This is a genomic window from 'Nostoc azollae' 0708, from assembly GCF_000196515.1.
GTDB lineage: Bacteria > Cyanobacteriota > Cyanobacteriia > Cyanobacteriales > Nostocaceae > Trichormus_B > Trichormus_B azollae.
This window is the reverse complement of the sequence record NC_014248.1, coordinates 476,567-489,317: the sequence shown is the minus strand read 5'-3', so window position 1 is coordinate 489,317 and position 12,751 is coordinate 476,567. Positions and strand designations below refer to the sequence as shown.

General features: G+C 38.8%; 10 protein-coding genes and 3 pseudogenes. 8 read left to right on the top strand and 5 right to left on the bottom strand.

Annotated elements, in window-relative coordinates; translation table 11 throughout:
• Positions 1 to 100 precede the first annotated feature (100 nt).
• Both AAZO_RS36460 and AAZO_RS36455 read left to right on the top strand, forming a co-directional pair.
• Positions 101 to 445 carry a hypothetical protein gene (locus tag AAZO_RS36460; protein WP_228371458.1) on the top strand — a complete coding sequence of 115 codons (345 nt, stop codon included), beginning with the start codon at positions 101 to 103 and terminating at the stop codon, positions 443 to 445.
• 119 nt (positions 446 to 564) lie between these two features.
• Positions 565 to 924 (top strand): hypothetical protein, encoded by a 360-nt coding sequence (locus AAZO_RS36455; protein WP_228371457.1) that lies wholly within the window; start codon positions 565 to 567, stop codon positions 922 to 924.
• On the opposite strand, the pseudogene AAZO_RS28370 reads toward AAZO_RS36455, so the two are convergent.
• Positions 901 to 2,210, bottom strand: a pseudogene (locus AAZO_RS28370) (IS701 family transposase). The gene AAZO_RS36455 and the pseudogene AAZO_RS28370 overlap by 24 nt on opposite strands.
• 76 nt (positions 2,211 to 2,286) lie before the next feature.
• Between AAZO_RS28370 and AAZO_RS02265 the strand changes: the two are divergent.
• The 6 genes and pseudogenes from AAZO_RS02265 to AAZO_RS02235 form a co-directional block, all read left to right on the top strand.
• Positions 2,287 to 2,574: pseudogene (locus AAZO_RS02265) on the top strand (DNA sulfur modification protein DndD); the annotation flags it as partial.
• Positions 2,575 to 2,615: 41 nt separating this feature from the next.
• Positions 2,616 to 2,953 (top strand): annotated as a pseudogene (gene dndE, locus AAZO_RS02260) (DNA sulfur modification protein DndE).
• A 157-nt stretch (positions 2,954 to 3,110) separates the two neighbouring features.
• Positions 3,111 to 4,397, top strand: a complete 1,287-nt coding sequence (locus AAZO_RS02255; RefSeq protein ID WP_013190023.1) for an AmpG family muropeptide MFS transporter — start codon at positions 3,111 to 3,113, stop codon at positions 4,395 to 4,397.
• Entirely contained in the window at positions 4,382 to 4,783 is a 402-nt protein-coding gene (locus AAZO_RS02250) for a hypothetical protein (RefSeq protein ID WP_013190022.1), read from the top strand. Before AAZO_RS02255 ends, AAZO_RS02250 begins: the two co-directional genes overlap by 16 nt.
• Positions 4,784 to 5,115: 332 nt before the next feature.
• On the top strand, positions 5,116 to 5,679 hold the full coding sequence (locus AAZO_RS02240; protein WP_013190020.1) for a GNAT family N-acetyltransferase: 564 nt from the start codon (positions 5,116 to 5,118) through the stop codon (positions 5,677 to 5,679).
• Between the two features lie 93 nt (positions 5,680 to 5,772).
• Positions 5,773 to 6,531, top strand: a complete 759-nt coding sequence (locus AAZO_RS02235) for a HEAT repeat domain-containing protein (RefSeq protein ID WP_041642384.1) — start codon at positions 5,773 to 5,775, stop codon at positions 6,529 to 6,531.
• A gap of 245 nt (positions 6,532 to 6,776) precedes the next feature.
• Here the strand turns inward: AAZO_RS02235 and ung are convergent, their stop codons facing one another.
• The 4 genes from ung to AAZO_RS02215 form a co-directional block, all read right to left on the bottom strand.
• Positions 6,777 to 7,457, bottom strand: coding sequence for a uracil-DNA glycosylase (ung, locus tag AAZO_RS02230; RefSeq protein ID WP_013190018.1), 681 nt, complete (start codon positions 7,455 to 7,457; stop codon positions 6,777 to 6,779).
• Positions 7,457 to 7,843: a phosphomannose isomerase type II C-terminal cupin domain gene (locus tag AAZO_RS02225; RefSeq protein ID WP_013190017.1), complete on the bottom strand. Its 387-nt coding sequence runs from the start codon at positions 7,841 to 7,843 to the stop codon at positions 7,457 to 7,459. The genes ung and AAZO_RS02225 overlap by 1 nt, the downstream gene beginning before the upstream one ends.
• A gap of 79 nt (positions 7,844 to 7,922) precedes the next feature.
• Entirely contained in the window at positions 7,923 to 9,134 is a 1,212-nt protein-coding gene (locus tag AAZO_RS02220; protein WP_013190016.1) for an EAL domain-containing response regulator, read from the bottom strand.
• Positions 9,135 to 9,142: 8 nt separating this feature from the next.
• The gene (locus AAZO_RS02215) at positions 9,143 to 12,559 is read right to left on the bottom strand and encodes a PAS domain S-box protein (RefSeq protein WP_013190015.1); all 3,417 of its coding nucleotides are present in this window, start codon (positions 12,557 to 12,559) and stop codon (positions 9,143 to 9,145) included.
• Positions 12,560 to 12,751 lie beyond the last annotated feature (192 nt).

The following is a 12,751-nucleotide window of genomic DNA, read 5'->3' as shown; positions in this document are numbered from 1 at the left end:
TGCTCAACGTGGCCAATTAGAACGAGAAAAGGAAGATAAAATCAAAGCTGGTAATAATATCCGTGAGTCTTTATGTGAATTAGGATCTGATTTTTTACCTTTGGTATTAATTAGTCCTTTATTATCTCAAGTCCAACGACAGCGAGAAAAAGAACTTAAAAGCCAACAGATCCAATTAGCTCAAGATGTCTTAGTTGCTAGATATGAAAGATTAATTAATTGGTTACAACAATTAAATCTGGAGACTAATAAAGTTACTCATATTCAATCTTTTTTAGCTGAAGATATTAATAGTTTATATACAAATAATGTCTCAATAGAAAACACTTCGTTGAATGGATATCAAGAAAGTTTAACTTTCCTTGATAATGTAAATTATCGGTTGCAAATTTCCAAAAGTACAGCCCAAAAGCAGTTAAATGAATTAGATAATTATGAAGAATAAATTCTAGCTTTATAAAGACAAGTACAAACTGCAGCTGCACCGGAAGAATATACCAAATTGCAAAAGCTGTAAAACAGGCACAAACTCAATTCAATAAAATTAAATCTCAGGCTGAAATAATGAATCACCAACTGATAGAATTAGATATAGAAATCAAGAAACCGAAGCAAGAATTAAATGAATACACTGTAGAAGATCTTAAATATCAAAATAGTGAATATATTATTGACTCTGCTTCGAGAGTACAGGAAACCTTAAAGGTGTTTCGAGAAAGATTAACGTTGAGAAAACTGAATAAATTAGAAGAGGAAGTAAAAAACTGTTTTCTGTACTTATTATATAAGTCATATTTATTACATCCTATTGCTATTGATGCTAAAACCTTCGGCTTATCTTTATATGATTTAAATGGTAAAGCAGTTCCCAAACATCGACTTTCTTCAGGGGAAAAGCAATTAACGGGACGTAAACAAAAATAAAGCCCAAATGTAGCCCAAACTAGCTTGATAACAAGGAAACACGTCCGGCTTCAAGTTGAACCAATCAATAAATAGAAAAGATATGGCTGTTCTCAACGCTTCTAAAGCTTGAGTAAAGGTATTCAAAGGTTTCTTAGACCACCTTGGTCTTAATCCTCCAGTCCACTGATGGCAAAGAATAAAAGTGTAGGCACAGAAAACCAAAATAAAATGGCGCAGTAAACTGCTGTTATCTCCAATTTGATATTCGTTGAGTCCTAACCATCCCTTGGCTTCCCTATAAACAACTTCTACCCAATTTCTTTGAGAATATGTATCAACTATCCATTGGGGTGTGACAATTGCTCAAGAAACATTGGTCATAAAGTAGTCAATATCAGTGGCTTGAGAGAAAGTAGAACCGTTGATGACGATAGCAATATTGCCCCTTCCAGTTAGTTAAGGTTGATATTTCTACTTCTTTAGTTACTACCCATAATGTTTTGGTTTTATCTAACTCCAGTTGAACTTCTGTAAAAGCCTCTTGGGGTAAACTTTGTGCTAATTCATCTAACCTAATTATTTGTGGACTATCCTCTTGGTCACTGGCAAGGATTTTGGGATTTTTAGCTAATCCTCCTCAATACTTTAAATTCCAATTTTCTATCTTTAATAAGAAAGACCTATTGTGGCCATATCCAGGATCTATAATTACTATTCCTAGTTGATAACCACGGCTTAAGGTCAGATGTATTAATTTAATTCCTAACTATTTAATTCCTAACTCAGGTTGCTTCTCAAATAGAGGGTCTTGTTTCCCTTTGGGTCAAGAATCACTGTGGTGATATAACTCTATATCTAATGGTAAGCTTTTACTGCCATCATAATAGATGTATGTGTTGTTACTACTACTATTCCAGTATCCCTTTTCCCAATTTCTCCAATATATTTTCTTCCTACTCCATCCCTAAGATTCCCCCTTTTTCTATGGACAGAATCATCAATTATTAAGCTAAATCCTCTGGTGATTCTCCTCTGACTACACTTGTTCACAATCTCTAACCGACGGTCATTGACTTGGGAAGTGGACCAAGGTGCTTCATTTAAAACGTGGTGTAATCTGTGGTAGGTCACCCCTAGGGCATTCTCTGCCATTTAAAATAGGTTTTTCTCTCACTTTCACCCAATCATCCCCCTAAATCATGTCTAAACTCTCTTCTTTCCCCTTGATGAGTAAATACACCATCAAAGCTTTGACACCATCTTTCAAACCATGGTGCCATTGCTGGGGCAGTGGTTTCTTTCATCAGCTTCTTTTAACGTGAAAGCTACACCGAAAGCCCATTATACTCCTTTTTACTCTTAACTTTTGTTTAAGTCCCGATATTAGCGATCGCATTTTTGTGGGGATTAGCAAAAGTATCAGGAAAACGCTTACCAGTCGCCATTGACACACCCCTGGGAAGACTTGACTCCTCCCACCGCAACAACCTAGTAGAAAGATATTTCACCTCAACCAGTCATCAATTTATCCTCCTTTCCACTGACAGAGAAATCGGCATAAAAGAATATCAAAACCTCCAAGAAACCGAAGCCATAGCCCGTGAATACCTACTTCAATACAACTCCAGTAAAAGAGAAACTACAATTAAACCTGGTTATTTTTGCTAATGGGTCTAATCACCCATTAGCAATCACCCATTAGCAAAACTATGGAATCACCAATAGAAAGAATTAAACTTTCTCAAAGAGCCAAAGAACAACTTTTCAAACTCAAGCGCAGTACCAAAATTGACCAATGGAACATATTATGTCGGTGGCCATTTTGTCATTCCCTTGCAGAAATAGAATAGCCCCGCCCTCACCTGTACGTATTCCCCAAGATAGCAACGTCGAAATGAAATGGCGCGTCTTTGGTGGTGAAATATCCTATATTTTGCTTTTAGCCCTGAAACAACGCTTCTACAATGACGGCTTAGATACAGATAGAGAAACCCTAATTACGCAATTTAGCTTACATTTACATCGTGGTCTTGGCTATCTAGCATGAGATCAGAATATCAAGAAAATTTAAGATTTAATTGCCATCGCTACAAACAAAGTGAAATCCTGATTTTGCAATGTTAATTGGCGTGTAGGCAGGAAAACACATAGCCAATATGGCAAGATAACTGCAATTTTCTTAGGTGAGAAGGAAATTTAAACTAATGAATACAGTCAAATCTCTACTGCAAGTTTTCGGTAGCCGGAAGATGGCAGCTTTGATACTACTCGGTTTTTCATCTGGGTTGCCCTTGTTTTTGACTAGCAAGACCTTACAAGCTTGGATGACAGTTGAAAATGTCGATTTAACCGCCATCGGGTTATTTAGCCTTGTAGGTGTACCATACTCCTTAAAATTTCTCTGGTCGCCTCTGTTAGACTGGTTTACATTGCCATTTTTAGGAAGGCGACGGGGTTGGTTAATCGCAATTCAAATTGGGTTACTAATAGCGCTCGCTTGCATGGCACTGCAACAGCCCAAACAAGCCCTACAACTGTTAGCCATAAACGCCGTTGCGATCGCATTCCTCAGCGCCACCCAAGACATAGCTGCTGATGCTTACCGCACCGACATTCTTGAACAACTAGAAATGGGCGCAGGTGCAGCAGTATTCGTCTTAGGATATCGTATCGCCCTACTACTCACAGGCTCCTTAGCCTTGATTCTCGCCGATATAATTCCCTGGTCTTCCGTATACTTATTAATGGCAGTCGGCATGGTAGTAGGCATAATTGCCACCGTATTTGCACCAGAACCCAAAGAAATCAGTCCACCAGAATCCTTAAGCGCAGCCGTCATTCTCCCCTTTAGGGAATTTATTCAACGTCAAGGTGTAGTTCAAGCCATACTAACTCTGTTGTTTATAGTCCTTTATAAACTCGGCGATTCCTTTGTCAACAATATGTCCACCTCATTTTTACTAAAAACAGGCTTCAGCCAAACCGACATTGGCGCAATTCAAGGCGGCATGGGACTGATAGCAACCATAGTTGGCATACTGGCAGGTGGTGCATTTTTGAGTAAAATTGGACTGAACCGCTCACTTTGGCTATTTGGTGCCTTGCAAGCAGTCAGCAACTTAGCTTACCTTTTACTTGCACAAGTTGGTAAAAACTATCAGGTTCTCCTACTGACAATTAACATAGAAAACTTTTGTGCTGGCTTAGGAACAGCAGCCTTTGTTGCCTTTTTAATGAATATGTGTAATCAGCGTTATTCCGCAACTCAATATGCTTTACTTTCTAGTTTTATGGCCGTAAGTCGTGATATTCTAGTTGCGCCAGCAGGTTCTTTAGCAAAAAGCACAGGTTGGCCTTTATTTTTTGTCATTAGTATCGTTGCTGCTATACCAGGACTACTCCTATTACCATTATTTGCTCCCTGGAACTCAAAACCATTACCACTCAAAAGACCAGGAATTGAAGAAGAGGATATATGGGGAACCAAGTAGTAATCATTGTCGGTACATTTGTCCTCGTCGTCACAGGGTTATTACTGGGTTACGTACTATCCCAGTTAGTTCTAGGATATCTTGGGTTTAACCTCCTCACCCTCCTAGGAACAATTAGCCTAGTTTTAATTTTCAGCACACTCTACTACGTTTTATTTTGGCAGTTACGACGAGAACCATCACAGCCATTTAAAGGCAAGATACCCAACCAACCAGATGAAGAAATCACAGGTAACTACCTGAAAAATCGGCTGATTGCTAGATTATCCGGTGACATTGCAGCAGCTGAAAGATTAATAGAACAAGCCAAGCAGAATTATCCCGGAATGCCAGAAAATTGGTATTGTGAGAGAGTCCTGGATGATTTAGATCGTGATCAGCGTTAACCTTGTGTTCTCCCTGTCCCCAAAATCGCTAAAATAAATTAAGAAAACTTGACAAATTCTGAGCTAGATTTTCCCAAAATTCCTTGGCTAATTAAAATCCAAATATGGCTATTTTTCGTCAATACATCGCCCCGTTACTCGTCGTTCTAGTATTTATAGTCGCCTTAGTATCAGTCAGCGCCCGCATCTTTTTACCCTCCGACATGGCGGCACCAGCACCCATCGGGATCGTAATTCGTAATTTGTAAAGAAGGGAATAGGCAATAGGCAATAAATAGTTGATTGACTTCCCCTTACCCAATGCCCAATGCCCCAACTTTGAATTTTGAATTTTGAATTTCCCTCTTCCTGGCTACCATATCCGTCGAGGCTCTACGATAGATAGAGCAATCCTAGTCAAGTTCATGCAGTGGACTTACCAGGAAATATTCCCTCATCAAGATTTTTCCCACCTAGCTCGAACAGTTGAGCAATATTTCTCCGTTGACACCCCTTTATGGTGGGTATATGAACAAGCAGGGGAGCAGACACCAGGCTGTAGAGGAGAATTTACCCAGTCCCCAGTGCCCAATCCCCAGTGCCCAATCCCCAGTGCCCAATCCCCAGTGCCCAATCCCCAGTCCCTAGTCCCCATAGCCTGTTTATGGGTGGGTAACGCCATAGATCAAGTCACTGGTAGCCGTCATGCTCACATTTTCCTCCTCTACGTTGTCCCAACATATCGCCGTAGGGGAATTGGTAGAGCCTTAATGCGCTATATTGAAAACTGGGCAAAACAAAGAGGGGATCGCCAAATTGGATTACAAGTATTTGAGTCCAACACACCCGCATTAAATCTTTATCATCAACTTAGTTATCAAACACAATCTCTGTGGATGATAAAATCACTCCAATAACCTGTACAATAATTTAATTAATGTCTATCAGGGTTTTGCTGGTTGGATAGGGGGTTATGAATTGATCCCTAGCAGGGATGTAAATAGATGATTATGTACCACGAAGAAGACCTAAGCTTACTTGATGCCGAAGCGGAGCTAGACAGCCCCCTCGACCATATACAACCACTTACTGCAGAATCAGAAGTGGCAAAACCTGATCCTGAATTAATGCTAGCACTGCTGGAAAATCCTCAGCCCCAGCAACGAATGTTAGCGGCGCGTGCTTTCTGCGATATCGAATATAAACAGGCCATTCCTCATCTTATTAGTCTACTAACTGATGATTGTCCTTTAGTGCGAGTAAGTGCAGCCTATGGGATCGGACGCAATCCTAGCCAAGAAGCAGTAGATCCATTGATTAATCAACTCAACATTGATTGTAACGGCTATGTGCGAAAAGGTGTAGTTTGGGCTTTAGGAAACTGTCGCGATCGCCGTTCCGTAATTCCCCTAGCATATGCCCTCAGAACCGATATTTCCGCCGTCCGTCTTTGGGCAGCAAGCGGACTTGCCCAGATGGCAGGAGTCAGTTATGAAGCTGTTGTTGGAGCAATACCCCCATTAATTGAATCTCTAGTTCAAGACGCCATTGCCGCAGTTCGCAGCAATTCCGCTTGGTCTATTGGTCAACTGTGTAAAGAACTACCTTCCAACGTAGTTTATGCCACAGCCATAGATGCCTTAATTCAAGCCTTTGCGGAAGACAAAGACTTAGGAGTAAGAGAAGATGCCAAAGCATCACTCCTGGGAGTAGGAGATCCCCGTGGCTTGCAATTAATTGAAACCCTAGAACAAGAAGGCTGGTTTTAACAGTTATACTACAAACGGGTGAAACTTGGACTTATGTCATACTGATAGCCCAGCGCATCTATCCCTTCGGGACACTGCGTGAACGCGGGGTGTCCCCTAGGCGCAGGCTGTAGTATCTCGGAGATTCTTCACTATCTCTTTCAGAGACGCTCCGCGAACGTTGAGAATGACACTTTTAAACCGTTTTTAGTATAACAGTTATCAGTCACTTGTCACTTATTCCCCACACCCTATACCCTACACCCTTACACACCTGGCAATTGCCAGTCAATCTCCGGTTTACCATAATCACTTAAGGCTGAATTAATAGCGGAAAAAGGTTTACTACCAAAAAAGCCATTGTGTGCTGAAAGAGGTGAAGGATGGGCAGATTGTATAACTAGGTGTCGGTTAACATCAATCAATTTCAGTTTCCTTTGTGCATATCCACCCCACAGCACAAACACCACCGGATCACTTCTTTCATTAACCTTATTAATAACTGCATCTGTGAAAGTTTCCCAACCTTGATTCTTATGAGAATTTGGTGTGTGTGCTCTTACAGTCAAAACCGCATTAAGCATCAGCATACCCTGTTTAGCCCACTGCGACAAATAGCCATGCTTAGGAATATCACAACCTACATCTGCTCTTAGTTCTTTGAAAATATTTACCAGTGATGGTGGTGGTTTAATCCCTGGTTTGACAGAAAAGCATAATCCATGTGCTTGGTTTTCATTGTGGTAGGGATCTTGTCCCAGCAACAAAACATTAACTTGCTGATATGGTGTCAATTCAAAGGCAGAAAAAATATCTTTCTCAGGTGGATAAATAGTATAAGATAGTCGTTCGTGTATCAGAAAGTCTTGGAGTTTAGCAAAGTATGGTTTTACCAATTCTTCAGCTAGAACTTGTTGCCAAGAACCAGGCATTTGGAGAGTTTTCATTAAACTAAATTCCAAAGACTAGGACGTTCTATATCATCTTCACCCAAATACTCACCATTTTGAATTTCTAGAATCACTAGAGGAATAGAACCTGGATTTTCTACTTTATGCAAAGTTGCAGCTGGTACATAGGTTGACTGATTACGATTTAGCAATATCTCCTTATCACCACAAATTACCTTAGCTACACCAGAAACTACTACCCAATGTTCATGACGATGATAATGAATTTGCGGTTTAATCCCATGTCGGGGCTTAATTTCTACACGACTAATTCTATAATTCTCTCCCTCTTCTATTACTTCTACATAACCCCAATAACGTTCACCTGAATGGGAAGAATATTCTTCAGTCTGGATATTAAGATCATTTTCTTTTTGGGTCATAATTACTTTTCTCACCTTAGAGAATATTAGATTTTAAAGTTCAAACTAATTATTGCCTGTGCATTTTTCATAATTACATTTACATAAATGATGTTTTTTTACCAAATACAAGTTTCTCGAATTCTACTGCTGGTAATGCTGGACTGAATAAAAAACCTTGAATAGCATCACATCTATTTTGCTTTAAAAATAACAATTCTGCTTCTGTCTCTACACCTTCAGCAATTATTCTTAGATTTAGTTCCTGAGCCATTTTGATCATGGATTTAGTAATAACTGATTTGGAGTAATTATTGCTGATATCGTGAATAAAATCACGATCAATTTTGATTGTGTTAACTGGAAAATTTTGGAGATAGTTTAAAGAAGATTGCCCAGTACCAAAATCATCAATTGCTATTTTGATTCCCAGTAAGCGTAATTCATTCATGGTATTGATTGCACTCTGCACATCTTCTATAATCTTACTTTCAGTTAATTCAATTTCTAGAGAACTTGGATCTAACTGATTAGTGTCTATTAAGCCAATAATCTTAGATATTAAACCAGGTTGATTAAATTCAACTGCTGATAAATTTATAGTAATAGTAAAACCACTAATTCCTGCATCGTACCAATTTTTAATTTTTTTACAGACATTTTTCAAAACCCAGTTATCAATAGGAATAATTAAACCATTTGACTCTGCCAGGGGAATAAATTCACTTGGTGAAATTTGACCTAATTCATCACTATCCCAACGCAATAAACTCTCAGCAGAAGTTATTTTACCAGTATTAATGTCCATTATCGGTTGATAATAAATCTCAAATCCCTTAAAATCATATTCTTTTATTACTCGGTATAGACTTTTTTCTAACAACTGCATTCTCGGAGTTAATTTCTGAACAGTGGTCTGCACTAATAAATGTTTTTTTAAATTTGCAAATTTTTCTAATTTGTTTTTAATTGCACTTAATAATTCAGAACGGGTAAATGGCTTGGTGAGATAATCATCTGCGCCCAAATCCATACCTTGTCGGAAATCAGATTTTGCAGATTTAGCAGTTATAAAAATAAAGGGAATAGTCGCAGTTAATGGCTCTTGTCTTAGTGCAGTTAATACCCCATATCCGTCTAATTCTGGCATCATCATGTCACAGAGAATTAAATCTGGTAATTGGGAAATAGCTAAATCCAATCCAATTGGACCATTATCTGCTGAGATCGTTTTAAAGTCTTCAGCTTGCAACAAATCTAACAGGTTTTCCCGAACTGATTCTTCATCTTCTATTACTAAAATTTTGGGCATAATTAACCTCATTTTATATATTTTTCTACTGGTAGTTTAACAGTAAACTGTGTACCTATTCCTAGTTGGCTAGTGAAATAAATTTCACCGTTGTGAATATCTACACACTTTTTAACAATTGCCAATCCTAATCCAGTTCCTAAGATATTCCCGACATTATTAGCACGATAAAAAGATTCAAATAAACGGGGTTGGTTTTCTTCAGGAATACCAATTCCCTGATCTTGAATTTTCAATACTGCTTGTTCATTTTTACAAGCGAGTGTAAATCTAACTAAACTACCATCAGGAGAATATTTGAGTGCATTTGATAGCAAATTACTGAGAATATATCCCAGTAATTTGTCATCCATATAGCAGGATATAGATTTACATTGACTGGTAAAGAAGATCAAGTGTTGACTTTTTAAATTCAACCGTACTTCTTCTACTAATTGACGGCAGTATTCGACCAAATCAAAGAATAAGGGCTTATATTCGAGTTTTCCCGCTTCTGCCTTGCCAATTACCAAGATATCATCTAGCATTTCTGTCATCCTATGGACAGCAGTTTGAATTCGTCTTAGATGTATCAATAATTTTTCTTCTGTCCATCGCTGATGGTAGTGTTCTAGCAACTCAGCAGAAGACAGAATAGTGCTTAAAGGGGTGCGAAATTCGTGGGAAGTCATCGAAATAAAGCGAGATTTAAGTTCGTTGAGTTCTTTTTCTTTCTCTAGTGCTGTTCTGAGTTCTTGCTCTAATTGTTTGCGGCTGGTAATATCTGCCCAGTAACCAACAAGTTCAAGTGGGTTGCCAGCTTTATCCCACACTACCTTACCTTGATCGTATATCCAGCGATAAGTACCGTCTGCATGTAAAAACCGATATTCTAAACTGTATTGTTTTTTATCAAATACTTGTACTTGTGAAAGTTCAGCTAGTACATCTGATGCATCTTCTGGGTGAATGTGACTAAACCAAAAGCCAGAATCTTTGACAAATTCCTGTGCTTCATAGCCTACCATACCTTTGATATTATTACTGATAAAAACAGTGCCATAATCTCTCATGGCTTCGCTGGTATAGATTACGGCTGGGCTAGCACTAAGTAAGTATTGTAGCCGTTGTTGAGTGACAAGTAATGCTGTTTCTGCCTGCTTACGTTGAGTGATATCTGTTTGAATTCCAATATAGTGGGTAAGACAAGCTTCTGTGTCATATACGGGAGAAATATTTAACTCATGCCAGAAGAGGCTGCCGTCTTTACGATAGTTCCGTAAAATAACTTTGCAGTCTTGTCCTGTTTGCATAGCAATTTTCATTTGTTCTAAAGCTGGTTGATTGATATCAGCACCAAGGAACAAACGAAAATTTTGTCTCATCACTTCCGCTGCTGTATAACCAGTCATGCGCTCAAAAGCAGGATTGACATAAGTAATTGAGCCATCAGGGATGGTAATATCAGCAATAATAATGCCATTACTACTAGCTGCGATCGCGCGATCTCGCAATCTTAAACCTTCTTCAATAAACCTTCTTTGAGTAATATCAGTATAGATACTAACCAAATAAACAATCTTACCAGTTGTATCCTTAATCGCATCAGTCCGCAAATCAACCTGCACATAGTCCCCACTCTGAGCTTGCATAGTGACTTCACCATGCCAAGACTCTCCTCTGTGGACAGTAGCCAATACTGTCTCAAAGACTTTGGGATTCCTAAAAGTAGTCACCAAGCCACCACAAGTATTTAATTGAATACCTGTATAGTCAAGTACTTCTGTAAAGGCGGGATTGACATAAATTACCTGTCCAGAAATATTTGCAATACTAATACCATCGCTGGTACTTTCTATAGCTTTTTGTAGTCTTAACAAAGACTTTTCTGTTAACTTCCTTTCAGTAATATCACGAGTTAATTTACAAAAACCTCTGAGTTCACCAGTATCATCATGCAATGCCGTTAAAATACAATTAGCCCAAAAGTAAGAGCCATCTTTGCGAACAAAAATACTTTCAGATTCACACCTAGAATTCACGCTTGCTGCTTCTAGTTGTTGTTTGGGCATGGCATTGGCAATATCTTCAGGTGGAAAAAAGCATGCGAAATCACGTCCTATAATTTCTGCTGCTTGATATCCGGTCATACATTCCGCACCAGAATTCCAACTCATTACCCTGCCTTCAGGGTCTAGCATATAAATAGCGTAGTCTTTAACTCCTTCTACTAATAAACGGAAATATTCTTCACTTTCTCGGAGAGCAATTTCTGCGGTTACGCGATCATGAATGTCAGTGTTAGTTCCAAACCAGTTGACAATTTTGCCTTGGCGATCTCGCAACGCTAAAGCTCGTCCCATATGCCAGTGATAGGTTCCGGAAGGTTTTTGAAACAAGCGAAATTCTACTTCGTAATTTATGCCTGTAGCTAAAGATTGATTCCAAACATTGACAACATTGGGCAAATCATCAGGATGTACCCATTGTGTCCATTTCCCACCCAGAACTCGCTCTCTTGTAGAGCCAAAACCATCCAGAACCCGCTGATTCATATACACAAGATTTCCATCAGCATCAGCAATCCATACTTGCTGGGGAATAGATTCCGCAAGAAACCGAAACCATTCTTCACTTTTTTCTAAAGCCTCTTGTGTTTCCTTCCTCTGAGTAACATCTTGTACTGTCCCTAACATACCAACCACTTGCCCTCCTATACTATGTAAGGGGACTTTATTAGTTTCTAGCCAAATCTGACTGCCATCTGCTTGCTGTTTGGGTATAATCTGATAATATTCAGGCTGATTAGCCTCCATCAAGGTAGCATCATAAAATTCTGCTTGTTCTGGATCGACAACTAAATCAAAATCAGTCTTGCCCACAATATCTTCTGGATTTTCAAAACCTACCATTTTTGCAAAGTTGCGATTACAACCCAAAAAGACAGAATGAATATCTTTCCAGAAAATACCATGTGGAATGGTATCCATAATTAATTGCAACATTTGCTGAGATTGCAGAAGTTGATTTTCCACCATTTCTACTACTCCCAAAGCCAGACAGATACTTTCAGGGGTAATAACTCCCACCATTTGATCTTGCTCATCTATAACAGCTATTAATTGCGTCTGAGTCTGAGAAAACAGAGATACTATGGGTTTTAAAGCGTCTCCTGCTGCTACCTTCAGTTTTATCACTGAGCTTTGCATCACTTCAGCAATCTTAGTAGTTCTCAACTCTGTTCCTAAAGCGACAAGTCGCATGATATCTTGTGATGTCAAGCATCCTATGACCTGGGAGCCAGACTTTACCAAAACATCTTGACATCGTTCTGCCATCAGAGCGATCGCATCTAATACAAGCGTTTCTGGTCCAACCGTCAGGGGTGAAGAGTCAATAATTGCATCTAAATTTCGTAGTACGAGATAGTGAGGTGATGCTTGCATAATTTATTTAAAATTCACTACCAAAAAATATTTCTTAAAATCTGCTGATTCTCATACTGTTGTGTGAAATAAACAATATTATTATATTGGGTAGACTTACAAAAGTATTTATGTTACATAGTATACTCTATTCTCAAACATTAGAAAATAAGGTAGGTCAACAAGATTAGACCTTCTAAAAAAGTCTATCAT